Annotated in this window: 25 protein-coding genes; 6 read left to right on the forward strand and 19 right to left on the reverse strand. The window is 62.6% G+C overall.

The genetic code is table 11. The annotated features are described in order from the left end of the window. Positions 1-142 precede the first annotated feature (142 nt). From NN662_RS14970 to NN662_RS14980, 3 genes are all read right to left on the reverse strand, one after another. The gene (locus tag NN662_RS14970; RefSeq protein WP_261931030.1) at positions 143-382 is read right to left on the reverse strand and encodes a DUF4170 domain-containing protein; all 240 of its coding nucleotides are present in this window, start codon (positions 380-382) and stop codon (positions 143-145) included. Positions 383-446: 64 nt separating this feature from the next. After that, the gene (locus NN662_RS14975; protein ID WP_261931031.1) at positions 447-1,247 is read right to left on the reverse strand and encodes a 3'(2'),5'-bisphosphate nucleotidase CysQ; all 801 of its coding nucleotides are present in this window, start codon (positions 1,245-1,247) and stop codon (positions 447-449) included. Positions 1,248-1,255: 8 nt separating this feature from the next. After that, entirely contained in the window at positions 1,256-2,602 is a 1,347-nt protein-coding gene (locus NN662_RS14980; protein ID WP_261931032.1) for a TldD/PmbA family protein, read from the reverse strand. Positions 2,603-2,727: 125 nt separating this feature from the next. Here NN662_RS14980 and NN662_RS14985 point away from each other — a divergent pair, with 125 nt between their 5' ends. After that, the gene (locus NN662_RS14985; protein ID WP_261931033.1) at positions 2,728-4,506 is read left to right on the forward strand and encodes a monovalent cation:proton antiporter-2 (CPA2) family protein; all 1,779 of its coding nucleotides are present in this window, start codon (positions 2,728-2,730) and stop codon (positions 4,504-4,506) included. Here NN662_RS14985 and NN662_RS14990 read toward each other — a convergent pair. Genes NN662_RS14990 through NN662_RS15000 form a run of 3 tightly spaced genes read right to left on the reverse strand, consistent with a single transcriptional unit; the run spans position 4,503 to position 7,507 of the window. After that, positions 4,503-5,360: a patatin-like phospholipase family protein gene (locus tag NN662_RS14990; RefSeq protein WP_261931034.1), complete on the reverse strand. Its 858-nt coding sequence runs from the start codon at positions 5,358-5,360 to the stop codon at positions 4,503-4,505. The genes NN662_RS14985 and NN662_RS14990 overlap by 4 nt on opposite strands. Positions 5,361-5,367: 7 nt before the next feature. Further along, positions 5,368-5,928, reverse strand: coding sequence for a 16S rRNA (guanine(966)-N(2))-methyltransferase RsmD (rsmD, locus tag NN662_RS14995; RefSeq protein WP_261931035.1), 561 nt, complete (start codon positions 5,926-5,928; stop codon positions 5,368-5,370). Continuing rightward, entirely contained in the window at positions 5,909-7,507 is a 1,599-nt protein-coding gene (locus NN662_RS15000; RefSeq protein WP_261931036.1) for a pseudouridine synthase, read from the reverse strand. Before NN662_RS15000 ends, rsmD begins: the two co-directional genes overlap by 20 nt. A gap of 160 nt (positions 7,508-7,667) precedes the next feature. Between NN662_RS15000 and NN662_RS15005 the strand changes: the two genes are divergently transcribed. Beyond that, on the forward strand, positions 7,668-8,096 hold the full coding sequence (locus NN662_RS15005; protein ID WP_261931988.1) for a nucleoside deaminase: 429 nt from the start codon (positions 7,668-7,670) through the stop codon (positions 8,094-8,096). Between the two features lie 6 nt (positions 8,097-8,102). Here the strand turns inward: NN662_RS15005 and NN662_RS15010 are convergent, their stop codons facing one another. The 8 genes from NN662_RS15010 to NN662_RS15045 form a co-directional block, all read right to left on the reverse strand. After that, the gene (locus NN662_RS15010; RefSeq protein ID WP_261931037.1) at positions 8,103-8,879 is read right to left on the reverse strand and encodes a GGDEF domain-containing protein; all 777 of its coding nucleotides are present in this window, start codon (positions 8,877-8,879) and stop codon (positions 8,103-8,105) included. A 123-nt stretch (positions 8,880-9,002) separates the two neighbouring features. After that, entirely contained in the window at positions 9,003-9,482 is a 480-nt protein-coding gene (locus NN662_RS15015) for a GNAT family N-acetyltransferase (RefSeq protein WP_261931038.1), read from the reverse strand. Positions 9,483-9,513: 31 nt separating this feature from the next. After that, the gene (locus NN662_RS15020; protein ID WP_261931039.1) at positions 9,514-10,179 is read right to left on the reverse strand and encodes a hypothetical protein; all 666 of its coding nucleotides are present in this window, start codon (positions 10,177-10,179) and stop codon (positions 9,514-9,516) included. Between the two features lie 134 nt (positions 10,180-10,313). Next, positions 10,314-13,268, reverse strand: coding sequence for an isoleucine--tRNA ligase (ileS, locus tag NN662_RS15025; protein WP_261931040.1), 2,955 nt, complete (start codon positions 13,266-13,268; stop codon positions 10,314-10,316). 237 nt (positions 13,269-13,505) lie between these two features. Further along, positions 13,506-13,964, reverse strand: a complete 459-nt coding sequence (locus NN662_RS15030; RefSeq protein WP_261931041.1) for a DUF6691 family protein — start codon at positions 13,962-13,964, stop codon at positions 13,506-13,508. Beyond that, on the reverse strand, positions 13,964-14,392 hold the full coding sequence (locus tag NN662_RS15035; RefSeq protein ID WP_261931042.1) for a YeeE/YedE family protein: 429 nt from the start codon (positions 14,390-14,392) through the stop codon (positions 13,964-13,966). The genes NN662_RS15030 and NN662_RS15035 overlap by 1 nt, the downstream gene beginning before the upstream one ends. A gap of 131 nt (positions 14,393-14,523) precedes the next feature. Next, positions 14,524-15,504, reverse strand: a complete 981-nt coding sequence (locus NN662_RS15040; protein WP_261931043.1) for a bifunctional riboflavin kinase/FAD synthetase — start codon at positions 15,502-15,504, stop codon at positions 14,524-14,526. Positions 15,505-15,509: 5 nt separating this feature from the next. After that, complete coding sequence (locus NN662_RS15045; protein ID WP_261931044.1) at positions 15,510-16,358, reverse strand: TIGR01459 family HAD-type hydrolase; 849 nt, start codon at positions 16,356-16,358, stop codon at positions 15,510-15,512. 372 nt (positions 16,359-16,730) lie between these two features. Here NN662_RS15045 and groES point away from each other — a divergent pair, with 372 nt between their 5' ends. From groES to NN662_RS15060, 3 genes are all read left to right on the forward strand, one after another. Next, complete coding sequence (groES, locus tag NN662_RS15050) at positions 16,731-17,027, forward strand: co-chaperone GroES (protein WP_261931045.1); 297 nt, start codon at positions 16,731-16,733, stop codon at positions 17,025-17,027. Between the two features lie 66 nt (positions 17,028-17,093). After that, the gene (gene groL / locus NN662_RS15055) at positions 17,094-18,734 is read left to right on the forward strand and encodes a chaperonin GroEL (protein WP_261931046.1); all 1,641 of its coding nucleotides are present in this window, start codon (positions 17,094-17,096) and stop codon (positions 18,732-18,734) included. Positions 18,735-19,599: 865 nt separating this feature from the next. Next, a complete protein-coding gene (locus NN662_RS15060) occupies positions 19,600-20,037 on the forward strand; it encodes a hypothetical protein (RefSeq protein ID WP_261931047.1) in 438 nt (145 codons plus the stop codon). Between the two features lie 30 nt (positions 20,038-20,067). Here the strand turns inward: NN662_RS15060 and NN662_RS15065 are convergent, their stop codons facing one another. Continuing rightward, on the reverse strand, positions 20,068-20,775 hold the full coding sequence (locus NN662_RS15065; RefSeq protein ID WP_261931048.1) for a glutathione S-transferase C-terminal domain-containing protein: 708 nt from the start codon (positions 20,773-20,775) through the stop codon (positions 20,068-20,070). Positions 20,776-20,987: 212 nt separating this feature from the next. Between NN662_RS15065 and NN662_RS15070 the strand changes: the two genes are divergently transcribed. Then, positions 20,988-21,434: a DoxX family protein gene (locus NN662_RS15070; protein ID WP_261931049.1), complete on the forward strand. Its 447-nt coding sequence runs from the start codon at positions 20,988-20,990 to the stop codon at positions 21,432-21,434. 100 nt (positions 21,435-21,534) lie between these two features. Here the strand turns inward: NN662_RS15070 and NN662_RS15075 are convergent, their stop codons facing one another. The 4 genes from NN662_RS15075 to hisS all read right to left on the reverse strand — a co-directional run bounded on the left by NN662_RS15075 (position 21,535) and on the right by hisS (position 25,791). Next, entirely contained in the window at positions 21,535-22,134 is a 600-nt protein-coding gene (locus NN662_RS15075) for a class I SAM-dependent methyltransferase (protein WP_261931050.1), read from the reverse strand. Beyond that, the gene (gene hisG / locus NN662_RS15080; protein WP_261931051.1) at positions 22,134-22,829 is read right to left on the reverse strand and encodes an ATP phosphoribosyltransferase; all 696 of its coding nucleotides are present in this window, start codon (positions 22,827-22,829) and stop codon (positions 22,134-22,136) included. Before hisG ends, NN662_RS15075 begins: the two co-directional genes overlap by 1 nt. Next, a complete protein-coding gene (locus tag NN662_RS15085; RefSeq protein ID WP_261931052.1) occupies positions 22,826-23,956 on the reverse strand; it encodes an ATP phosphoribosyltransferase regulatory subunit in 1,131 nt (376 codons plus the stop codon). The genes hisG and NN662_RS15085 overlap by 4 nt, the downstream gene beginning before the upstream one ends. 179 nt (positions 23,957-24,135) lie before the next feature. After that, positions 24,136-25,791 carry a histidine--tRNA ligase gene (gene hisS, locus NN662_RS15090; protein ID WP_261931053.1) on the reverse strand — a complete coding sequence of 552 codons (1,656 nt, stop codon included), beginning with the start codon at positions 25,789-25,791 and terminating at the stop codon, positions 24,136-24,138. Between the last annotated feature and the right edge of the window lie 106 nt (positions 25,792-25,897).

A 25,897-nucleotide genomic window follows, 5' to 3' on the forward strand; every position in this document is an offset into this window, starting at 1 on the left:
GATCAAATCACTTTAATAATGATTACGGTCAAATGAAGTCGCTTGAAAAATTGCTGAGCGACACGGTCTGGCAAAACCCGTCTCAATGCAACACGCAATTGCCATCAAGTCCCTGAAAAAATCGGGAACCTGCCGGTTTTGATCACTTTGGCAACGCGGGATCGAGAAGGCGGTGCATGTGCACGATGAAGTAGCGCATGTGGGCGTTGTCCACGGTCGCCTGAGCCTTGGCCTTCCAGGCGGTCAGCGCTGTGGCGTAGTCCGGGAAAATTCCGACGATGTCGAGGTCGTCGAGATTGCGGAACTGAACGTCCTGAAGGTTGTCGAGCTCGCCGCCGAAGACGAGATGCAGGAGCTGCTTTTTGTTTTCCGTTTCTGCCATGTCCGGCCCTTTCCCTGATTAAATGCCTCCCGTCGCATCCCTGTGAGGGATTTCGCCCGAAAGGTCAACTGTGACGAATGCTCGACAAGAGCTTGGGCAGCAGCCAGTCGGAGGCGGCGTAGAGTTCGCCGTGGCTGGCGCTCGCGCCATTGTAGCGAACCGGCTCGCCTGCAAGCGTCACCAGCCGGCCGCCGGCCCTCTCCAAGATCAGGTCGGCTGCGGCAAGGTCCCAGTCGTGCGAACTCTTCATGACCAGCGTGCCGTCGATCCGCCCGGCGGCAATCATCGCCAGCCTGTAGGCAAGCGACGGCACGTGCTTGACGCGTTCGACACCAGCCGCGAACTCGTCGGCAAGCCGCGCCAGCATTTCCGAGCCCGTCGCAAAGCGCACCGGCTCGCCCGGGCGGCTGTCATCCACCGTGATCGGCGTGCCGTTCAATGTCGCCGGTCCGGACGGCCCCGCCACGAATGTCTCCCCGAAGGCCGGCGCATAAAGGACGCCGGCGACGGGCCGGCCGTCATGCACCACCGCCACGCTGACGCACCAGGTGCGCCGTCCGGCGAGGAAGGCCCGCGTGCCGTCGATCGGGTCGACGACGAAGAGCGTCCTCGCCGAAAGCCGCACCGGATCGTCCTCGGATTCCTCCGACAGCCAGCCATAGCCGGGACGGGCAGGACGAAGCCGCGCCTCCAGAACCTCGTTGGCCGCGTAATCCGCCGCACTGACGGGCGAAACGCCGCCGTTCTTCCACCAGACCTCCGGGGATTGTCCCCAGAACGTCCGCGCGACGTCGCCCGCCTCGCGGGCGGCCTCGACGATCAGGTCGACATCCTGCTGCCAGTTTTCCGTCGTCACCTGTTCCATCAACACCTTCAACGTCCGGCCAGCGTCATGCCTTCGATCGCGATCGTCGGCGCGGCGGTGCCGAACTTTCGGTCGATATCGTTTGCGGGCGTCAGCCGCATGAACATGTCCTTGAGGTTCGAGGCGATGGTCACTTCCGACACGGGGAAGGTCAGTTCGCCGTTCTCGATCCAGAAACCGGTGGCGCCGCGGCTGTACTCGCCGGAGATCATGTTGACGCCCTGCCCGATCAGTTCGGTCACGTAGAAGCCGTTGCCGACGGAGCGGATCAGGTCTTCGGGGCTGATGTCGCCCGGTTCCAGCGCAAGGTTGGTCGAGGTCGGCGAGACGTTGGTTCCGCCGCGGGCGCCGCGGCCGTTCGTTTCCAGCCCCAGTTCGCGGGCGGCCGATGACGACAGAAACCAGTGCTTCAATACGCCGTCCTCGATCATCGTCATCTTCTCGCCCCTGACGCCCTCGCCGTCAAAGGGACGCGAGGCCGGTCCGCGCACGATCATCGGATCATCGGTGATGTTGAGCCCGGCCTTCAAGACCTGCTGGCCCATCCGGTCGCGCAGGAAGCTCGTCTTGCGGGCGACCGACGCGCCATTGATCGCACCGGCGATATGACCGACAAAGCCGCGGGCGATCCGCGGATCGAAGACGACGGTGAGGTTGGAGCCCGTATCGACCTGACGCGGATTGAGGCGGCGGACCGCCCGTTCGCCAGCCCGGCGGCCGATCTCGCCGGCATCCTCGAGCTCGGCGAAGAACAGCCGGCTGTCGAAATCATAGTCCCGCTCCATCGCCGTGCCCTCGCCTGCGATGGCGCTGGCGGAGCGCGAGAAGCGCGACCCCATGTAGCTGCCGGAAAAACCGTCCGAGGTGACCAGCACGAGGCCGCCCATGCCGGCGGACGCCGATGCGCCGGGGGAATTGGTGACGCCTTCCACGGAAAGGACCGCAGCTTCCGCGGCAAGGGCTGCTTCCGTCAGCGCTTCGGCGCTGACCTCGGTCGGATCGTAAAGGTCAAGATCGGCAATCGAGGTGGCAAGACGGGCGGGATCGGCAAGACCGGCATATGGATCTTCCGGAGAAACCTTCGCCATGGCGACGGCCCGTTCGGCCAGCGCCTTGAGGTCGGCTCCCGGATTGGCCGAAACGCTCGCAACCTGCCGTCCGACGAAGACACGCAAAGAAAAATCGTCGCTCTCGGCGGCGCTGGTGCCTTCCACCTTGCCATTGCGGACGCTGACCGAATGGCCATAGCTGCGCACGACGACGGCGTCGGCCGCATCGGCTCCGGCGCTGCGCGCCAGGTCGACGAGTTCGGAGGCGCGGGCAAGGAGTGTTTCGGAATTGATTTCTGAGGACATGTTGGACCTTTCCTTTGCGCTCCATTTATTGTGCAGTACACAAAGCATCAAGTGTCGCCACGCCAATCCACCACTGCCTGTGGCCGGGTGCGACGATAAATATCGTTTCAAACGCCGGAGCCGCAATGAGCGACACACATGCCATGCTGACGGACACCATCGTTTTGTTGGGTGGAGCAACGCTTGCCGCTCCGATCTTCAAGAAACTAGGGCTCGGCACCGTTCTCGGCTACCTCGCGGCCGGCGTTCTTCTCGGACCGGTGTTCGCGCGCATCAGCGACGGCGAGCAGATCCTCTCCGTCGCCGAGCTCGGCGTGGTGCTGCTGCTCTTCATCGTCGGGCTGGAACTCAAACCATCGCGGCTCTGGCAGATGCGGCGCGACATCTTCGGTCTCGGCTCCGCGCAGGTGATCGTCAGCGGCTCCGTCATCACCGCGGTGCTGATCTGGGGCGGGTTTCCGGGATGGCAGGGCGCAGTGATCGCCGGGTTCGGCCTGGCGCTTTCGTCCACTGCCTTCGCCCTCCAGATCCTCGACGACGACGGCGACACAAATACCCGATACGGCCAGAGGTCTTTCTCCATCCTGCTCTTGCAGGACCTCGCCATCGTGCCGCTGCTGGCGCTGATCCCGGCCTTCGGCAGCGGCGGCGGCGAAGCGCAGACGCCGGCGCTCGTCAGTCTCGGCATCGCCGTCCTTGCCGTCGGCGGGCTGATCACCGCAGGGCGCTACCTGCTGACGCCGCTGTTCCAGACGATCGCCAGCACCGGCGCGCGCGAGGCGATGATCGCGGCCGCCCTGTTCGTGGTGCTCGGCTCGGCGGCGCTCATGCAATTCGCCGGTCTTTCCATGGCCATGGGCGCCTTCCTCGCCGGCCTGATGCTTGCCGAATCCTCCTACCGTCACGAGCTGGAAGCGGACATCGAACCGTTCCGCGGTATCCTGCTGGCTGTCTTCTTCATCGCCGTCGGCCTGTCGCTGAAGCTCGACGTCATTGCCGATCACTGGCTGTTGATCCTCGTTTCGGTGCCGCTGCTGATGGCGGCGAAGGCCGCGATCCTCTATGCGACCTGCCGGATTGCCGGCTCTTCGCACGAAGACGCCGTGAAGATCGCGGCGCTGCTGCCGCAGGGCGGCGAATTCGGCTTCGTGCTGTTCACCACGGCTGCCACCGCCGGGCTCTTTTCCGAGAACGTCGCCTCGACGATGATCGCCGTCGTCACCCTGTCCATGGCGCTCACTCCGCTTGCCGTGCGGCTTGCGGGACGGTTCATCGCACCGCCGCAGGACGAGGTGATCGACGAGGATTTCGAAGGTGCTGGCGCCGACGTGCTGATGATCGGCTTTTCGCGCTTCGGCCAGATCGCCGCTCAGGTGCTGCTTGCCGGCGGCAGCGAGGTGACCGTCCTCGACACCTCCGCCGAACGCATCCGCCAGGCAGCGCGCTTCGGCTTCCGCATCTATTTCGGCGACGGCCAGCGCAAGGACGTGCTGATTTCCGCCGGCATCGAAAAGGCCAAGATCGTCGCCGTCTGCACGCAGAGGAAGGAGACGACCGACCACGTCATCGACCTGATCCAGTCGGAATTTCCGAATGTCAGGATTTTCGCCCGCTCCTACGACCGCGTGCATTCGCTGTCACTGAAAGCGCGCGGCGTCGAGTACGAACTTCGCGAAACGCTGGAATCCGGTCTCAAATTCGGCCGAAAGACGCTGGAAGGCCTCGGTCTCGGCCAGGAACAGGCGATGGCGATCGGCGACGACATCCGCCGGCGAGACGCCGAACGGCTGGAGATCCAGGCGGCGGAGGGAATTTCGGCCGGACTTCACATGCTGCATTCGCGCCCGGTCCGGCCGGAGCCGCTGACAAAACCCAAGCGGCAGGTGGAAGAGATCGAGGACTAGGAGACCAGCCGCCGCTCGATTTCTCGGTCGATCGCAAACTTGACGTCGTCCTTCAGGGCGCGGGAGCTTTCCAGCACCTCGCCTGCCTTCATGAAGTCGAGAACGTGGAAACGGCCGACGGCAGGGCGCAGGAAGATGTGCGGCTTCTGCTGGCTGATCTTCAGCGCGATGATCGCCTGCATCATCAGCTGGCTGGCACCGAAAAGGCTGTCGATGCGGGCCGGGATCTGGTCTGCGTCACCCTCCGGTCCGCCGACCACGTCGACACCGATGACGATATCAGCCTTGTCCATCAGATAATCGAAGGGCACTGGATTGGTGATGCCGCCGTCGATCATCACCCGGCCGTTGATGGTCACCGGCATGAAGACGGCGGGAATGGCCGCAGAGGCCGCCAGCGCCTGGAAGAGATCGCCCTCGGAGAGCACGAGTTCCTTCTGCCCGTAATAGTCGGTCACGCAGATCGTCGTCGGAATGGTGAGCGCGGAGAAGTCTTCGGGAATTTCGCCCGGCAGGAAGGCGCGCAGGATCCGCTCCAGATTGTACTGGCCGAAGCGGAAGCCGTTCATGACGTCGCGCATCGTCGTCGGGCGCAGGCTCCAGATGCGGTTCATCACCTCGCCGGGCTTGCCGACTGTGGAAAGCGTATGGTCGCGGATATGTTCACCCGAAAGGCCCGCAGCCATGGCCGCGCCCATGATCGCCCCGATCGAGGAGCCGGCGATCGCCACCGGGCGAATGCCGAGCTCGTCGAGCGCCTCGATGACGTGGATATGGGCGAGGCCCCGCGCGCCGCCGCCGCCGAAGGCGACTGCAACGGTCGGTGTCGAGCTCGTGGTCGAAGCGTCGGTCATGCAGGCCTCACGCCGGCTGATAGCGATAGAAATGCATCCGCGTGTCGCCGAAGGTGCGCATCTCGGCGCTCATGAACTGGGCCGGAAGGATCGGGTCGACATCGGCGCGCTCTTCCAGAATCACAAGAGCGCCCGGTTTGATCCAGCCGCCCTCGGCCGCGCCGGCAAGCGCCTTTTCGCCGAGACCCTTGCCGTAGGGCGGATCGGCGAAGACGAAATCGAAGGGTTCCATCGTGCCCGGCTTGCCGATCTGGGTGGCATCGCGGCGCAGGATGCGCGCGCGGCCCTGCAGGCCGAACGCCTCGATATTGTCCCAGATGAGGCCACGGCCCTCGACGCCGTTCTCGATGAACAGCGCACTGCGGCAGCCGCGCGACAGGGCTTCTATGCCGACCGCACCGGTGCCGGCGAAGACGTCGAGGATACGGCCGCCGTCGAGCACGTCCGCATAGGCGTGCGCCAGGATATTGAACAGGCTTTCGCGCGTCCGGTCGCTGGTCGGACGGATCGCATCGGATTTCGGCGTGGCCAGCGAGCGGCCACGGAACTCACCGCCGACGATCCGCACTGCCGCCCCTCTTTCCTCCCGAAGGGCCACCTGAGCCACCGGGGCCACTTGAGCCACCGGGGCGACCGCCCGGCTTGCCACCACGACCGGCACCATCCCTTGGGCCACTGCGACCTTCGGATGCGCCGTCGCGCTTGGGTCCGCGGGCAGATGCAGGTCTGCCGCCTTCCGGGCGTCCACCGTCAGACCGTGCGCCGTCAGGCTTGCCGGAGCGCGGCCTGCCCGGGCCGCGGAACGGTGCCTCGCCGCGGGCTTCGCGCTGGGCGCGCTTGCGGGCTCTCTCCTCGGCCTTCTCGATGGCCTTGGGGCCGAGCGGCTTGGCGCCGGGCGCCATCCAGACATTGGCCGTGCGCTTGCCGGCGGCAGGCGCCTTCTTCTTCTTGAAGTCGTCCTTGTCGTCGCGCTTGCCGAAGCCGCCGGCCTTGGAGAAGCCACCCGGCTTCTTGGTGTCGAGACGGTCACGGGCGCGCTCGCGACGGTCGCCGTCGTCGCGGAAACGTTCCTCGCGTGCGGGACGCTCACGCTCTGCCGGGGCACTCCTGGCCGGTGCCGCGGCCCTTGGAGCGCGCTCCGCCTTTTCCTCGGATTCGACGACGTCGCCGGTCTTGGTGTAGATCGGCGCGTCGAAATTGGCCTTGGCCTCCTCGATGAGGCGCGGGCCGAGCTGGTCGCGCAGCATGCGGCCACGCACCTCGATCACCTTGCCTTCGCCAAGATCGCCGAGCTGGAAGGGACCGTAGGAAATACGGATCAGCCGGTTGACGTCGAGACCGAGCGCGCCGAGCACGTTCTTGATTTCGCGGTTCTTGCCTTCGCGCAGGCCCATGGTGATCCAGACATTGTGGCCCTGGACGCGGTCTAGCGTGGCATCGATCGAGCCGTAGAGCACCCCGTCGACGGCAATGCCGTCCTTCAGCTTGTCGAGATCGGCCTGCTCGATTTCGCCATAGGCGCGCACGCGGTAGCGGCGCAGCCAGCCGGTGGTCGGCAGTTCGAGGGTGCGGGCGAGACCGCCGTCATTGGTCAGAAGCAGCAGGCCCTCGGTGTTGATATCGAGGCGGCCGATCGACATGACGCGCGGCAGGTCCTTTGGCAGGCTTTCGAACACCGTCGGACGGCCTTCCGGATCGGAGTTGGTCGTCACGAGGCCAGCCGTCTTGTGATAGAGCCACAGGCGGGTGCGCTCGATGCCGCGGATCTGCTCGTCATCGACCTCGATCTTGTCGGCAAACGTCACGTTGACGGCCGGGGTGGTCAGCACCTCGCCATTGAGCTTGATGCGGCCGTCGAGGATCATGCGCTCCACGTCGCGGCGCGAGGCGATGCCGGCACGTGCGAGAAGCTTTGAGATGCGCTCCGGCTCCTGCTCGGCATTCAGGCTGACCTCGGAGGTTGCCTGCGGCTTGATCACCGGCTTGGCATCGCGCGGCTCGCGGCGCGGCGCGCGCTTCTCGTCGGACTTCGCGGCAAAGGGCTTGCCGCCGTCCTTCGGGCCGCTCTTGAACGGCCGCTTCGGACCGGAGGATTTTGCGCCCGCCGGTTTGGAACCGGGGCGCCTGGGCTTGTCATTGAATGCCATATGTTGTTTGCCTTGTTGCGGTTCCGCGCCAAACGGTCCGACGCACTGCGCGCACACGCGACCGACAGGGGCGCGGCAGTGCCTATTCTTTGCGGCTCTCCTAGCAGTTTGGAGCCGCGCGGTTAAGAGGAAATATCGGGTGATCGGTACAATTCGCCATATGGAAGAGGCGCTTGAGGAGGCGCGGGCGGCAGGCGAGCGCGGCGAGGTGCCGATCGGCGCAGTCGTCGTCGTCGACGGCGAGATCATCGCGCGCGCCGGCAACCGCACCCGCGAACTCAACGATGTGACCGCACATGCCGAAATCCTGGCCATCCGCGAAGCCTCCGCGAAGCTCGGACAGGAGCGGCTGACAGACGCCGACCTCTATGTCACGCTCGAGCCCTGCGCCATGTGCGCCGCGGCCATTTCGTTTGCCCGCATCCGCCGGCTCTACTATGGCGCCGAGGATCCGAAGGGGGGCGGCGTGCACCATGGCGGACGCTTCTACAGCCAGCCGACCTGCCACCATGCGCCGGAGGTCTATTCGGGGATCGACGAGCGCCGGGCCAGCGACATCCTGCGCGATTTCTTCGCCGGCAAGCGCTGAGCGTCGCTAAACCGGAACGTCCATGATGACGGACTGCTCGACGGGCGCTTCAGCGACCACGCAATTGCGGCCGGCGCGCTTTGCGCGGTAGAGCCGCTTGTCGGCCTCGCGGGCGGCGACGTCCAGATCAAAATGCGCCTCCATGGTGACGAGGCCGATGCTGACCGTCAGAGAAACGGTCGCTTCGTCAAGAGCAAGCGATATCGTCTCCACGGCCGCGCGGATATCCTCGGCGGTGCGGCAGGCATCGGCGTGGCCGATCCCCGGCAGGAAAACGGCGAACTCCTCGCCGCCGATCCGGCCCCAGAGCGCATCGTCGCCCAGAACATCGCGGATCGCGGCGGCGATCCGCCGCAGGGCCGCGTCGCCGGCGTGATGACCGTAAGTGTCGTTGATGCTCTTGAAATGATCGACGTCGATATAGACGAGGCTTTCCGGTCCGCCTGCGCGGCATGTGGCTTCGACGGTGGCAAAGAAGGTTTCCCGGTTCATGGCACCGGTCATCGCGTCGATCCGGGATTTCTCGTAGAGTTCGCGGTGGGCCCGCTTGAGATCGGCGTGCGCGATCCGCAACTCGTCGCGAATGCGTCTGAGCCGCGCCTGCTGCGCGAACTGGAAGGCGCTGACCGGCCAGGAGATCAGCAGCGGGCAGACGATCGCCATGATCAGGCCGTTGCCGTCGACGTGGCCGCCCATCAACGGCACGGCGATGAAGCAGATGGACAGCGAGGCGAGAACCGAAAGGACGGCGGCAATCGATGCCTTGGCAAAGATGGCCGTCATCCCGGGCGCCCTCCTCATCGCTGGTTTATCAAATCGATGAAACCGGGCATATCGGCAATGGGTTTACGAAATGCAAAAGCCAGAAAGCCAGGCTTCACATGGGGGCGTTGACGACGTCGACCGTCAGCCGTCGGCGAAGGTCTTCAGCGCGTCGCCGGCGAGCCTGTAGCGCATCCATTCGCTCTGGGGTTCGGCGCCCATGGATTCGTAGACGCGAATGGCCGGCTCGTTCCAGGTAAGCACGCTCCACTCGAAACGGCCGCAGTCTTCTTCCACCGCCGTACGGGCGAGATACTTCAAAAGCCGCTTGCCGGCGCCGCGGCCGCGATGCGATGGCGACACGTAGAGGTCTTCGAGATAGAGCCCCTTCTTCGCCTGCCAGGTGGAATAGTTGTAGAACCAGATGCAGAAACCGACGGGCTCGCCGTCATCCTCGCAGATCGCCGCCTTCGTGACGGAGCCCTCGCCGAAGATCGAGCGCATCAGGCTCTCCTCGGTCGCCTCGACCTCGTGCTCGGCCATCTCGTAGGTGGCGAGTTCGACGATGAAACGCAGGATGAGAGGCACATCCGCAGGGACGGCACGGCGAATGGTCAAAGCCATGGCAAGCGCCTCCGGCCGAATGATGCAAGCATTACTGGCAGGCTTCCTTGCCGGAGCTCCACGGCATCGAGCAGTACCAGGGACGCTGGCGCTCTGCGAGGGCTTCCTTCTTGCGGCGCTTTTCCTTGACCTTCTCGGGCTCGCCGACATCGTCCAGCAAGGCCGGATCCTGAACGGTGCGATACTTGTCCGGCGGATCGCTGAGGTAGCGGCGCTGGTCGATATAGGCACCCTTCTGCAGCTTGCGCGCCTCGCGATAAGCCGCCTGCTGTTCCTTTTCGGACAGCTGCTTGGCTGTTCCGGCAGAGGCTGCGAGCGGCGAGCGATAGGTCGCGTTGTCCTCGTTGGCCGACGCTTCCGCGAGCAGTCGAGCGCGCGTTTCTTCAGGCGCTTCGACCCAGGCCGGATTGCTCTTCGATGCGAGGCTCTGTTCCGGCGGTACAAGCGTTGCCTGTTCCGGATTGGAGGGAACGACGAGCGTCGGACGCGGCTGGGCATTGGCCAACGCGGTCTTCTGCTTTTCCTTCGCTTCCTTGTTGCTCAGCGAAACGGCGCTGCCGAGGTCGTCAACCAGCTGCTCGGCGGAGGTCTTGCCGGTTCCATAAGTCGGGCTGCTGACACACCCCGTGGCCATGACACTGGCAACCAGCGCCGCTGCAATACCAGCGCCTACGCGAAACCGATGCGACATTACCATGCAAATCCTTCCAGCCCGCTGTTCGGACCCTCTCAAACAGCCAGTCTGCGCCTCTTAGGTGCTAAATCCGACCAATTTCAGGCAGGGTTTTACCGGATGAAAAGCATTAGTGCAATTCATCCGGTTGTTGTTACTCAGCCTTCCGCCAGTTCGCGAAGGGCCGCGGCGTCGCGCGCGGAGACGTCGGGATAGGCCGGATCGGAGCCGACATCCTTGGTGATCTTCCACGAACGCGCGCATTTGCGGCCTTCCGCAAGCGCCGGCACCACCGAGACCTTGGCGACTTCCGGCAGCCGGAATGCATCGGCCGGGCCTTCGCCGTCCACAACCTTGATGTCGGAAGTGATGCAGATTTCGGCGAAATCCTGACCTTCCAGCGCCTTCAGAAGCTCCGGATCGGCAATATGGACGACCGGTGCGGCTTCCAGCGAAGAACCGATCCGCTTCTCGCGGCGTTCGACTTCGAGCGCGCCGGTGACGACGTAGCGGACATCGCGGATCTTCTTCCACTTGGCCGCCAGCGCGTCATTCTTCCAGTCGGCCGGGACATCCGGGAACTGTTCGAGATGAACCGATTCGGCATTCGGATCGCGCGCCAGCCACGCCTCTTCCATGGTGAAGGCGAGCATCGGCGCAAGCCATGTGACGAGGCAGTCGAACAGCTTGCGGATGACGAACAGTGCAGAGCGACGCTTCATCGACGAGGGCGCGTCGCAGTAGAGCGCATCCTTGCGGACGTCGAAGTAGAAGGCCGACAATTCGATGTTGGCGAAGTCGGTCAGCGAGCGCACGACCCGCTTGAAATCGAACTCGTCGTAGCCGATGCGCACGACCTTGTCGAGCTCGGCCAGGCGATGCAGCATCAGGCGCTCGAGCTCGGGCATATCGGCAAGCGCAATCTCCTCGCCGGTGTCATGCGCCAGCGTGCCGAGCATCCAGCGGATCGTGTTGCGGATCTTGCGGTAGCTGTCGATGTTGGTCTGGATGATCGTCTTGCCGAGGCGCTGGTCTTCCCAGTAATCGGTGTTCATAACCCACAGGCGCAGGATATCGGCGCCGGACTGGGCCATCACGTCCTGCGGGAAGACCTGGTTGCCGAGCGACTTCGACATCTTGCGGCCGTCTTCCGCCATGGTGAAGCCATGGGTGACGACGGCGTTGTAGGGCGCGCGGCCACGCGTCGCGCAGCCTTCGAGCAGCGACGAATGGAACCAGCCGCGATGCTGGTCGGAGCCTTCGAGGTAGACGTCGGCCGGCCATTTCAGGTCCGGACGGTCTTCGAGGACGAAGCTGTGGGTCGAGCCTGAATCGAACCAGACGTCGAGGATGTCCATGACCTGCGTCCACTTGTCCGCGTCATGGCCATTGCCGAGGAAACGTTCCTTGGCGCCCGGTGCAAACCAGGCGTCGGCGCCTTCCTTCTCGAAGGCGTCGAGGATGCGGGCGTTGACTTCGTCGTCGACGAGGACGTTGCCCTGCTCGTCGGCGAAGACGGCAATCGGCACGCCCCAGGCGCGCTGGCGCGAGAGAACCCAGTCCGGGCGCTGTTCGATCATGCCGCGCAGGCGGTTCTGACCGGACGCCGGCACGAAGCGGGTGGCATCGATCGCCGACAGCGCCCGCGAACGCAGCGTCGTACCGTCGCCGAGCTCCTTGTCCATGTAGACGAACCACTGCGGCGTGTTGCGGAAGATGACCGGCTTCTTGGAGCGCCAGGAATGCGGATAGTCGTGCTTGATCCGGCCGCGGGCGAAGAGATTGTTGGCGGCGATCAGCGCCTCGATGACGCGCTTGTTGGCGTCGCCTTTCTTGCCGTTGTCGTCCATGACGCGCGCCGCACCGCCTTCGGCCGAGGGGCCAAAGCCGGGAGCGTCGTCGGTGTAGAAGCCGTCATCGGCGACCGTGAACGGGATCTTCGAGGAAATGCCGCGGGCTTCCATTTCGCGGGCAGCATTCATCCAGGCGTCAAAGTCCTCGCGGCCGTGGCCGGGCGCAGTGTGCACAAAACCCGTACCGGCATCGTCGGTGACATGATCGCCGTCGAGCAACGGCACCGGGAAGGTGTAGCCGAGATCGGCGAGCGGATGGGCGCAGGTGATGGCGGAGAGTTCCGAACCCTCGACATCCCGGACGAGCTTCAACGTGACCTTGGCCTTGGCGGCGCAGTCGTCGGCAAGCCGCTTGGCGAAGATCAGCTTTTCGCCCGGTTGCGGACCGAAGTCGTTTGTCGCTTCCGTGACTTCATAGAGACCATAGGCGAAGCGCGACGAAAACGAGATCGCGCGGTTGCCGGGGATGGTCCAGGGAGTCGTCGTCCAGATGACGACGAAGGCGTCCTTCAGGTCCGGATAAAAGTCTCCGAGGCCGCGTTCGCCTGCCTGAGCGTCAGCATCAGCCGGAGCAGCGATGGCCGCAACAGGAAACTTAACCCAGATCGTGTCGCTCTCGACTTCGTGGTATTCCACTTCGGCTTCGGCAAGCGCCGTGCGCTCGACGACCGACCACATGATCGGCTTGGAGCCGCGATAGAGCTGACCCGACTTGGCGATCTTCAGCAGCTCGCCGGCGATGCGGGCTTCGGAATGATAGGCCATCGTGGTGTACGGGGTCTCGAAGTCGCCCTCGATGCCGAGGCGCTTGAACTCGGCGGTCTGGACGTCGATCCAGTTCTGCGCGAATTCGCGGCATTCCTTGCGGAACTCGTTGATCTCGACTTCGTCCTTGTTCTTGCCCTTGGCGCGGTAGGCTTCCTCGATCTTCCATTCGATCGGCAGGCCATGGCAGTCCCAGCCGGGGACGTAGTTGGAGTCGTAGCCGCGCATCTGGAACGAGCGGGTGATGACGTCCTTCAAGATCTTGTTCAGCGCGTGGCCGATATGGATGTTGCCGTTGGCATAGGGCGGGCCGTCGTGCAGGACGAATTTCTCGCGGCCGGCGGCCGAGGCGCGAAGCTTCTTGTAGAGGCCCATCTTCTGCCAGCGCTCGACGATTTCCGGTTCCTTCTGCGGCAGGCCGCCGCGCATCGGGAAATCGGTCTTGGGCAGATAGAGGGTGGAGGAATAATCGACTTTTTCTGCGGTATCGCTCATGGTTTCGCCATTGGCTGGGGGCGCTGCATGCCAGCTGCCCGGATCATGGGTAATTCTCAAGGAAATGCACGGTGGCGCGGTCTCTTCCAGCGCCGAAATCCCGGACCTTCGGGCCGCTCCGGCGAGCGCCTCAGAAGGCCGGGCCAATAATTCGGGAAATGATCATCAACCGGATTACAGTCATAGCGGCGGTTGTTTAGGCGTTTTTCCCGCAAATGGAAAGAGGCAACGGCCGAATTATGCCTTGCCTCCCGCCTCGCCTCCCGAGCGGCTGGAGAAGAAGTCGGCCTTGCCGATCATGCGGGCGATCCACATGCCGGCAAGAAGGGCTGCGACGAAGAGAAGGGCCGAGGGGTGACCGAGGCCGATCGCCGGAATGGAGGCGCCGGGGCAGAAGCCGGCAATGCCCCAGCCGATGCCGAAGACGGCCGAGCCGCCAATCAGCCGGGCGTCGATCGTCTTTGCCCTGGGAAGCTGGAATGTCTGGTCGAAAAGCGGCTTGCTCACCTTTCGGAAAATCAGCGCATAGCCCGGAATGGCGACCGACAGGGCGCCCGCCATGACGAAGAGGAGGCTGGGATCGAAGGTCCCGGCAAGATCGAAGAAGTTGAGGACCTTCGACGGGTTGGCCATGCCGGAGAAGATGATGCCGAGGCCGAAGAGCGCGCCAGCGAGGAAAGCGACGGGATAGCGCATCAGAAGCCTCCCCCAATCACGTGGCGCAGGATGAAGACTGTCAGGAACGCAAACGCCATGAAGGTGGCCGTCGCCGCAATCGAGCGGCGCGAGAAGCGGGCTATGCCGCAAATGCCATGGCCGGACGTGCAGCCGGAGCCGAAGGTGACGCCGATGCCGGTGATGAGGCCGCCGATCACCAGTGTACCGGTCGAAACCGGCACGGTGTATTCGATGATGCCGCCGGCGAGCCTTATGACCAGCGGAAGGCCGATGGCGCCGGCAAGAAATGCGGCTTTCCACGCCCAGTCCTTGTCAAACGGCGGCAGCAGCCCGCCGACGATCGCCGTCATGCCGGCGATGCGGCCCCAGGACAGCATGAGCAGGACGGCGGCAAGGCCGATCAGAAGGCCACCGGCAAAGGAGGCAAGCGGGGTAAAGTCGGTCAAGTTTCAATCCGTTCGGGGCAATGGGGCTCATGGCGAGCGTGGCGAACGGAAACATATAGTATCAGCGCAATATTTCCATGCCTGCCGGCGAAATATCACCTTGCGGCTTCCGACGCGACTGATAAACGCCCTCAAAAGGCGATCTTAGCGTCCAGTTCACCGAGTGGCTTGACGCCGGCCAGAAGCGCCCTCGCCTCCGCCTCGTCCGTTTTCATCTGTTCGACCAGCGGCTCGAGGCCGGAGAACTTCATCTCCTCTCTGAGGAAGCCGAAGAAGGAGACCGAACAGACCTCGCCATAGAGATCGCCGGTGAAGTCGAAGACGAAGGTTTCCAGCAGCGCTTCGCCGTTTTCGGTGACCGTCGGGCGGAAACCGAAGCTTGCCACGCCGTCATGCAGCATGCCGTCCGGGCGGCGCAGCCTGACCGCATAGATGCCGGGCTTCAGGGCCGATTCCGGCGGCAGCGCCATGTTCGCGGTCGGGTAGCCGAGCGTGCGGCCCAGTTGCGCACCCTTTATGACCTCGCCTTCGACCGTATAGCGATAGCCGAGCAGGCCTGCGACTTCCGCAACGTCGCCATCGGCCAGAAGCTGGCGAATGCGGCTCGATGAAATGACCGCCGCGTTTTCGTCGCGGAACGCATCGACCAAAGACACGCCGAAACCATTGGCCTCACCGGCTGCCATCAGGAAGGCCGGTCCGCCCTCGCGGCCCTTGCCGAAATGAAAATCGAAGCCGGTGACGACGTGCGAGACGTGCAGCCAGTCCTTCAGGACCGACTGGATGAATTCGTCGGCCGAGCGGCCGGAAAAATCGAGATCGAAGGGGTATTCGATGACCGCCTTGAAGCCGAGCGCTTCGAGAAGGCGCGCCTTCATCGGCGCCGGCGACAGGCGAAAGACCGGCTGATCGGGCCGGAAGACCGTGCGCGGATGCGGCTCGAAGCTCAAGACCAGCGCCGGCAGACCGCGGCTTTCGGCGATTTCCAGGGCACGGTTCAGGACGGATTGATGGCCGCGATGAACACCGTCGAAATTGCCGATCGCCACGACGCCGCCCTTCAGGCTGTCGGGCAGCGGTTCCTTCTTCTCGTTGCGGTGAAAGACGGTCATCGCGTTTACGCCAGCCTCGGCATCCACCATTTGGGGGCAGCGCCTTCCCGCCTGAGATAGGCGTCCAGCGCCGCATCATCGATCCGGCCGTCGACGGAATATTCGCGGACGTGGATGCCGCCGCTGATATAAAGGAGGTCGAGGCCGTAGTTGATCGCACCGCGCACGTCCGTCGGCATGCCGTCGCCGATGGCCATGACGCGCGACAGGTCGAAATCACCGCGCGCCTCGCGGGCCTCCGCAATCGCCGCCTCGTAGATCGGCCGATGCGGCTTGCCGGCGATGCGACTCTCGCCGCCGAGCTCGACATAGAGCGCCGCCATGGCGCCGGCACAGGGAATGATCTTGTGGCCGCGCTCGACGACCAGGTCGGGGTTTGCGCAGATCATCGGGACATTCCGATCACGCAGGCGCATCAGCATGTCGCGATAGTCTTCCGGCGTCTCGGTTTCATCGTCGTAGAAGCCGGTGCAGACCACGCATGTGGCGTCGGCCTCGCCGACCACCTCGACGCCCAGACCATCCAGAAGCGGCAGGTCGCGCTCCGGGCCGAGCAGGAAGACCTTCTTCGGACCCTCGGCAATGAGGTGACGGGTGACATCGCCCGAGGTGACGATCCGGTCATAGGCATCGTCCGGGACGCCGATCATCCGCAACTGGCTGACGACGCCGGGATAAGGCCGCGGCGAATTGGTGATGAGGACGACGGTCGCGCCCTTGGTCCGCGCCTTTGCCAGCGCTTCGGCGGCCAGCGGAAACGCACTGATGCCGTCATGAAGAACGCCCCATACATCGCAGAGGATCACGTCATAGCCCACGGAAACGTCCGTCAGGGTCGAAATGCGGTCTGCCATGCAAGGTCCTTTGTCAGTCTGAGCCACGGCTGACATTGCAAAGCATGCGCCGATTGGCAAGGGACTTTGATGCCGGGGCAGAAAAAATGCGCTGACCGACCAGGCATCACGGGGTGACGGAATGCCACATGAAAGAGGCCGGGTGGAGTGCCCACCTGTGGTCCGGGATTTGGGGTCCAACACCAATCGGACCTGCCCGGAAGGCTGGCGTTAACCGCGATCGATTTTTTGAAAATTTGAAAGCGGCCGTTCTTGACTCCAAGTCGACCAACTCCTATCTCTCCGCCGCTAGCACTCTCCATTGATGAGTGCTAACAGCAATCCATACGGGCCTCCCGGCTCGTGAATGTCATTTGATCGAGGGATTAGACAATGGCAAGCACCAATTTCCGTCCGCTGCACGACCGCGTTGTAGTCAAGCGCGTCGAGTCTGAAGAAAAGACCAAGGGCGGCATCATCATTCCGGACACCGCCAAGGAAAAGCCGGCTGAAGGCGAAGTCATCGCCGTTGGTCCGGGCGCCCGTGACGAAAACGGCAAGCAGGTTGCACTCGACGTCAAGGTCGGCGACCGCGTTCTGTTCGGCAAGTGGTCGGGCACCGAAGTCAAGCTCGATGGCGTCGACCTTCTGATCATGAAGGAAGCCGACATCATGGGCGTTATCGGCTAATCGAAGCCAACCCATTCCATCTCAACTGAAATTCACCAAAGGGCATAAAGCCCGGGAGTTTTGAACATGGCTGCTAAAGAAATCAAGTTTGGCCGCACCGCGCGCGAAAAGATGCTGCACGGCGTCGACGTCCTCGCAGATGCAGTGAAGGTAACCCTCGGCCCGAAGGGTCGTAACGTCATCATCGACAAGTCCTTCGGCGCTCCGCGCATCACCAAGGACGGCGTATCGGTCGCCAAGGAAATCGAACTGGAAGACAAGTTCGAGAACATGGGCGCCCAGATGGTCCGCGAAGTCGCTTCGAAGACCAACGACATCGCCGGTGACGGCACCACGACCGCGACCGTTCTGGCCCAGGCCATCGTTCGCGAAGGCAACAAGGCCGTTGCCGCCGGCATGAACCCGATGGACCTGAAGCGCGGCATCGACCTCGCCGTTGCAGAAGTCGTCAAGGACCTCGCCGCCAAGGCCAAGAAGATCTCGACTTCCGAGGAAGTTGCCCAGGTCGGCACGATCTCCGCCAACGGCGACACGCAGGTCGGCAAGGACATTGCCGAAGCCATGCAGAAGGTCGGCAACGAAGGCGTCATCACCGTCGAAGAAGCCAAGACCGCCGAAACCGAACTCGAAGTCGTCGAAGGCATGCAGTTCGACCGCGGCTACCTGTCGCCCTACTTCGTGACCAACCCGGAAAAGATGGTCGCTGACCTGGAAGACGCCTACGTCCTCCTGCACGAGAAGAAGCTTTCGAACCTCCAGGCCATGCTGCCGGTGCTCGAAGCCGTCGTACAGACCGGCAAGCCGCTCGTCATCATCGCTGAAGACGTCGAAGGCGAAGCTCTCGCAACGCTCGTCGTCAACAAGCTGCGTGGCGGCCTGAAGATCGCTGCCGTCAAGGCTCCGGGCTTCGGCGATCGCCGCAAGGCCATGCTCGAAGACATCGCCATCCTGACCGGCGGCACTGTCATCTCCGAAGATCTCGGCATCAAGCTGGAGTCTGTCACCCTCGACATGCTCGGCCGCGCCAAGAAGGTCTCGATCACCAAGGAAAACACCACGATCGTCGACGGTGCCGGCCAGAAGTCGGACATCGAAGGCCGGGTTGCCCAGATCAAGGCCCAGATCGAAGAAACCACTTCTGACTACGACCGCGAAAAGCTGCAGGAACGTCTTGCCAAGCTCGCTGGCGGCGTTGCCGTGATCCGCGTCGGCGGCTCCACGGAAATCGAAGTCAAGGAGCGCAAGGACCGCATCGACGACGCGCTGAACGCAACGCGCGCAGCCGTTCAGGAAGGCATCGTCCCCGGTGGCGGTACCGCTCTGCTGCGTTCCTCGACGAAGATCACGGTCAAGGGTGTAAACGACGACCAGGAAGCCGGCATCAACATCGTTCGCCGCGCCCTGCAGTCGCTGGTTCGCCAGATCGCCACCAACGCTGGTGACGAAGCTTCGATCGTTGTCGGCAAGATCCTCGACAAGAACGAAGAGAACTTCGGCTACAACGCCCAGACGTCCGAATATGGCGACATGATCGCCATGGGTATCGTCGACCCGGTCAAGGTTGTCCGTACGGCTCTGCAGAACGCAGCTTCGGTTGCTTCGCTGCTGATCACCACGGAAGCCATGATTGCCGAGCTTCCGAAGAAGGAAGCTGCCGGCGGCATGCCTGACATGGGCGGCATGGGCGGTATGGGCGGCATGATGTAATAGGGGAAACCCTGTTACCATCCATGCGGCTTGAGCCTTGCTGAAGACAGGCGCGGCGACCAACCATTTCGAGGTGGGTTGCCACGCCGGACACTCAAAGGCAAAAATCGCTGAAGGAAGGCGGCCCCAAGGGTCGCCTTTCGCTTTTTGGGCGTTGGCGACATAGCCTGTTCGCTCCATACGCGCCCACCGGGCCTCCTGCATTCCAGCCATTTCTGGTAAATGGCCGCTCAATCACGCGAAAATCTGCAAGACACGCCGCAAAAAAATTTCATACGGCTTTAGTCATTTCCGTACGAACGAAGCAGAAAGCACAATTCCTTTTAATTGAACAGCATTCGCGCAATTGTGCATTTCACTAAATATATGAATTAATTAATTAAATTTCATAAATAACTGAATTTTCCACCAAATTATCTCACATATATTACGCATTCACCTTCCCGGCATTTCTTTATTTCAATAAAATCTCTTGCAAAACAAACACATAAACCAATCACTCAATATTCATATGCAAAAGACGGAAGAATGACATCCGTATGATTTTTTTATTTTCACGCTCTACAATAAAATAAAAAAATTAAACTGAAAAAATACATATATTTATATTATATTATGAAAATATATAATTTATCTACATGCCTCCAAAGATAATATAAAGGACTGAAATTATAGACTTGAGTCGATGCCGTATTGCATCGGCATTGGTAAATACATATACAATTCCAACACACCATCTACATGCATGACATCACGATAGCTTAAAGCGATACTCCTTATCACGGATTGACCTTTAACCCGATCAGGTCCCGCTACACTTCTGGCATAACAAAGGCGATGGACCGGCACGACACAGAGGGACGGCTTGTTTAAGATTGCTCATAACAATCTGTCGGCGTCATTCGCGCATCCGGAACTTTCATCGCTTGGCGAAGACATGCGCCTGCTCGGACAGTTCTGCATTTCAGAGGCATGGACCGCCGACCTCAATCACGGTGCGATCTATCTTGGCACGCATGCAGCGTCGCACCACGGCATATCGCAGGGCGAATGCGGACTGCTCACCTTGATGCGCTGCTATGCGCCCTACGACCGGGCGCGCATTCTCGAACTGTTCGAGAGGGCCGCAACCGGCACCTCTTCGTTCTGCTATGCTACGACCATTCCGGCTTCACGCGGTGTCTCGCAGCCCGTCTTCTGCATCGGCGAATCCAACGGCTTTAACGACAAGCAGTCCGGCGCCATGGCGGGCATGTTCTTCTTTCCGCTGTTTCGCGTGACCGACGACGCCGTGGCCAACTGAAACGGCATCAGCCGGCCACGGACACCTCCGTCATTTCCGCTTCGGAACATCCAGACCGGCGATGCTTGCCGGCCGGCTCGATGCCCGCGCCACCCAATCGCGGACAGCGGTGAATTCCTCGAGGCCCAGGATATCACCAGCCTTGTAGAAGACATCGAGACCGCGCACCCAGGGGAAGGTGGCGATGTCGGCAATGGTGTATTCGTCTCCCATCAGCCACGACCGCCCCTGCAGGCGCTCTTCCAGCACGCCGAGGAGCCTGCGGGTTTCATCGCGGTAGCGCTCCACCGGATAGGGGTTTCCGGCAATCTTGTCGGCGGCAAACTTGAAGAAGTGTCCGAACTGCCCGAACATCGGGCCGACGCCGCCAACCTGGAAAAACACCCACTGGATCGTCTCGTAGCGGCCGATCGGTTCGTTCGGCATCAGCCGTCCGGTCTTCTCCGCAAGGTAGATCAGAATGGCGCCGGATTCGAACAGGCCCACCGGGTCGCCGTCCGGTCCATCCGGGTCGATCATTGCCGGGATCTTGCCGTTCGGATTGAGCGACAGGAATTCCGCCGACTTCTGCTCGTTTTCCGAGAACGATACGAAATGCGGCTCATAGGGCAGACCGAGCTCTTCGAGAGCGATGGAAACCTTCACGCCATTGGGCGTCGGCACGGAATAAAGCTGAATGATCCGGGGATTTTGCGCCGGCCAGCGGGTGGAAATGGGAAACGGTGAAACTCTGTCCATGGGGGCTCCGATAATGATCGGAGTGCAATATAGGTCGTCGCGATAACGGAAAAGAGGGGTGGCGGTCACATTGGCTTGAAGTCCGTCTCCATTTTTCGAACAATATGTAAAACATCGTGCAGCTATTCATAACGATCAAAAGCGGCCATCTATGCAGCGACGTTTTCAAGGCGTCGCCCTTCAATCAGACGCCGCTTTCTGGAGAATTCACGATGTCCTCTACCAACAATGCAATCCTGCTGATTGCCCGCATTCTTCTGTCCTTCATGTTCATTCTGTCGGGCTTCGGCAAGCTGACCGACCCGGCCGCGACCGCCGGCATGATCTCGGGCGCCGGCCTTCCGGCCGCGACCCTGCTTGCCTATCTCGCCGGCCTCTTCGAGCTGGTCACCGGTCTTGCCGTCCTTGTCGGCTTCCAGACCCGTATCGTCGGCTGGGCGCTGGCTCTCTTCTGCGTGTTCACCGGTCTCGTCTTCCATTCCGGTACGGTTGCCATTGACGGCTGGCCGGAAGGTGCTCTCGGCTGGATCAACACGCTGAACCAGATCATGCTGATGAAGAACCTGACGCTTGCCGGCGCCTACATCTTCCTCGCCACCTTCGGCCCGGGCGCCTACTCCCTCGACGCCCGTCGCGGCGCCTCGTTCGCGACCGCCTGATCGCCTTACGGATCTCTTCTTAAGGTCCAAGACTGAAAAGCCCGCCGTTCCCTGCCGGCGGGCTTTTTCGTGTTCTGGGGATGGGAAGACGGTGCCGCTCTTATGCGGCCTGCGCCAGCCATATGGTGGCACCGCCGCAGGCCGGATCTTCGGGCGCGAAGCTGACGACCGCAAAGCCGCTTTCGGCCAGAAGGCGGCGGTACTCCTCCGGCGCCAGGCTGTCGTGATAGAGCGGTTCGCCTTCGAACTCGCCCATGGCGATCCCGGCCTTGGGGCCCGAGGTGAACACCAGCCGCGCGCCCGGCGCCGCATGCGCGGCAAAGACCGGGAACATCGCGCGCTGGTCGTCGGCTGCCAGATGAAAGAAACTGTGCCACGCCATGAGGCCTTGGAAGCGGCGGCCGAGCGCGAGCCGACGCATATCGGCTTCGATCCATTCCGCAGACGGCATGCGCACCTTGCAAAGACCAATCAGCGTCTTTGAACTGTCGACGCCGGTGACAGCAAAGCCGGAGGCCACGAGCGCGGCAGCCATCGGCTCTCCCGAACCGCAGCCAATGTCGAGAATGGATGCACCCGGCGACAGGGGCCCGGTGAACCGATCGAGCCAGGGCTTTTCAAAGAAGCGGCGGCCGCGCTGACGGTCAAAGGCAAGGGCATGGCGCTCGTAAAGGCCGATGATGCGATCGGCCTCGTCCATTACAGCACCGAACGGACGGATTCGATGATCTTGGCGACCGTCGGGTCGGCGTCGTGCTCGGCCTTGCGGGCGCGCACCAGGCAGGCTTCCGATTTCAGGATCACCCCGTCGGAGAGAACCTTCAGGTGGTTGGCCTTGAGCGTCGAGCCGGTCGAGGTGATATCGACGATGATATCGGCCTGGCCGGCGGCGGGCGCGCCTTCGGTGGCACCAAGGCTTTCGACGATCCGGTAGAGCTGGATGCCGTGCTGGCGCGAGAAGAACTGCTGCGTCAGGCGCCAGTATTTCGTTGCCACCGTCAGGCGGCGGCGATGGCGGGCGCGGAAATCGGCGGCGACATCGCCGAGGTCGGCCATGGTGTCGACATCGAGCCAGATTTCCGGCACCGCGACGACGACATCGGCATGACCGAAGCCCAGACGGGCGCAGAACTCGACCTTGTCGTCGACGGCCGGAATGCCTTCGCGCATCAGATCCTCGCCGGTGACGCCGAAATCGACGGTGCCGTTGCCGACTTCACGCGAGATTTCGGAGGCCGAGAGGAAGGCGATCTCGATATCGTCCCAGCCATCGACGCGGCCGCGATAGGAGCGGTCGTTGCCGACGGCGACGATCTTCATTCCGGCGCGCTCGAAGATCGCCGAGGCGTCGTCCTTCATGCGTCCCTTGGACGGGAGAGCGATGGTGATGGTCATTGGCCCGCTCCCGAAGGTTTTGCGGCTTCGATGCGGTCCAGCCACAGCGAGAAGCCGACGGCCGGGATGCGGTCCTTCGCACCGAGCAGCGTCAACAGCCGGTCGAAACGGCCGCCACCGGCCAGCACCGCATCGCTGCCGGCAACGCTGATCTCGAAGACCAGCCCGGTATAGTAATCCAGCGGACGGCCGAAGGCCGCCTTGTAGCGGATGGCGCCAAGGTCCATGCCGGCATTGGCAAGTGCGGCGATGCGCCGGTCGAAATGATTGAGCGCGGCATCGATCTTCAAGCCCGTCGCCGCGGCGAACTGGGACAACGCCGTGGAGGCTTCGGCGAGCGAGACGTCGAGGCGCAGGAAGGTCTTGAGGATACCGATCTGCTGGTCGGAAAGGTGCGTTTCGGCGAGCGACAGCTTTTCCTTCAGGCGCCTTGCTATATCCGCCGGCGCGCGCGACGCATTGGTCGAATAGCCGGTTTCCTGCATCGTCCGGTCGATATGGGCGACGAGTTCCTCGTCATTGCCGGCGGCGAGCATGGCAGCGACATCGGCGCCAAGTCCACCGACCGTTTCCGGCTGCGCCAGCTTCTTCAACAACCCGTCGAGCTGCTGCATGTCGCCGAAGGCCTGGACGAGGCGCTTCTGCCAGCCGCCGGGCAAGCCCAAGGCCTGCACCACGGCCTCGAAGACGGCCTGATCGCCGATGACGACGGCAAGCGACGAACCCGGCAGCAGCGCCTTCAGGATGCGATCGGCATCGGCGATGGCCCGGGCGTCGGCGCTCGCAATGTCCCCCTCACCCAGATCCTCGATGCCGGCCTGGTAGAATTCGTTGGAGCCTTCGCGGCGCTGGCGGAAGACTTCGCCGAGATAGGCATAGCGCTTCGGCGTGCCGGTCGCGGTTTCCAGATGGCGCAGGCAGACGGGAATGGTGAACTCCGGCCGCAGACACAGGCTGGCGCCGGTCTCGCTCTCCGTCATGAAGATGCGGCGGCGCAGGTCTTCGCCGGCGATATCCAGAAACGGCTCGGCCGGCTGGATCACCGGCGTGTCGACCCGCTCGGTCTTCAGCTTTTCGAAGAGGGAGAGAAGATCATTGGAGAAGGCGGGAAGGTTGATCAGGGCCATTGGCGGTTTCCCGTGACAAAGCCCCTCCCCAACCCTCCCCACAGGGGGGAGGGAGCGGGTTGGCGCGAGACGCCAGCCTCACAGCTGAGCAAACCGAAAAGTGCGAAGCAGGAGGTAGAAGCCCCTCCCCCTCGTGGGGAGGGGTTGGGGAGGGGAAAAACCCTCTCAAACATCATCGCTCAATTCCCCGATCCGTTTGCGGTCGCCCTCGCCCGGTCTTCGGCCTGGTCGGCGAGCATGGCCTTGACCTTCTCGACCAGTTCGGCCTCCGGCACGGTGACCTGGGCGACGCGGGCCTCGCGCCATTCGGCGTTATCGGTGATCTCGCCGGAGAGGCGCTTGCCCTCGATAAGGTCCTTGATCTGCACGACGCCTTCGGCGCGCTCGTCGCCGCCCTGGATGATGGCGAGCGGGCAGCCGCGGCGGTCGGCATATTTCAGCTGGTTGCCGAACTTCTTCCAGTTGCCCTGGTACATTTCGGCGCGGATGCCTTCGTTACGCAGTGCCTGGGTGAAGCGCTGGTAGCGGCCCATGCTTTCGGCGTCACCATCCATGACGGTGATCAGTACCGGCTCGATGACCTCGGACGCGCCGAGCTTGCCGAGGTTTTTGAGCGCCGTCATCAGGCGCGACACGCCGATGGAGAAGCCCGTCGCCGGAACCGGCTGGCCCATGAAGCGCGAGACGAGCCCGTCATAGCGACCGCCGCCGCCGACCGAACCGAACTGCACAATCTCTCCCTTCTCGTTGGGAATCTTTGCGGTGAGTTCAGCTTCATAGACAGGGCCGGTGTAATACTCGAGGCCGCGTACGACGGTCGGATCTATCAAAACCCTGTTTGGTGCATATCCAGAAGCATCGAACAACTCAGCCATAAAACTCAGTTCTTCAAGTCCAGCAGTCAACGTTTGGTTCATAGCCTCGGCCGGGCTACGCGCAGCAATCCGTGCCCTCACGTAGCTGACAATGCTGGAATTCGAGTGTTCAATATCTGAGCGACCATCCCCCACCTGCCATTTCACAGCAGCCCCGCCGGTCTCATTAGTCGAGAAGGTTCTATCATCTGCAGGCTTGTTCAAGAACACGTCGACAAGGAGTGCTATCTGAGCCTCTTCCAAGCCAGCACCCTTGGTAAAATCACCTTGCCCCTCCTGACCGCCGTCCCAACGACCTTGGCCCAGCAGGAGTCGCACACCCTCTTGTCCGAACTTGTCGAACTTGTCGATTGCCCGCAGCACCGTGAGCCGCCGCCCAGCATTCTCCTCGCCGCCCAAGCCAATCGCCTCGAGCACACCATCAAGAACCTTGCGGTTGTTGACCCGGATCACATAGTCGCCGCGCTTGATGCCGAGGGCTTCCAGCGTGTCGGCCATCATCATGCACATTTCGGCATCCGCCTGGACGCCCGGCGCGCCGACGGTGTCGGCGTCGAACTGCATGAACTGGCGGAAGCGGCCCGGGCCTGGCTTTTCGTTACGGAAGACGTAACCGGCGCGGTAGGTGCGATAGGGAAGCTGGATCTCGTTGAAGTTTTCCGCGACATGACGGGCGAGCGGCGCGGTCAGGTCATAGCGCAGGCTCATCCACTGGTCGTCATCGTCCTGCAGCGAGAAGACGCCTTCGTTCGGGCGGTCCGCATCGGGCAGGAACTTGCCGAGCGCATCGGTATATTCGAACAGCGGCGTTTCCACCGGATCGAAGCCGTAGCGTTCGTAGACTTCGCGGATCTTCGCGGTCATCTCGTTGACGGCGCGGATGTCGGCGGCGCCACGGTCGACGAAGCCGCGCGGCAGGCGGGCTTTGAGCTTCTGGGGCTTCTTGGTCTTGTCGCTCATGGTCGGAAATCCAACTGAAAGGTCGTAGTTCAACAACGGGTTGATTGTGGCGATGCTGTAACGGATTGGGCTTTCGCCATCAAGCCCGCAAGGCTGGCGAGAGACG

It is taken from the genome of Rhizobium sp. NRK18, assembly GCF_024385575.1.
Classification (GTDB): Bacteria; Pseudomonadota; Alphaproteobacteria; order Rhizobiales; family Rhizobiaceae; genus JANFMV01.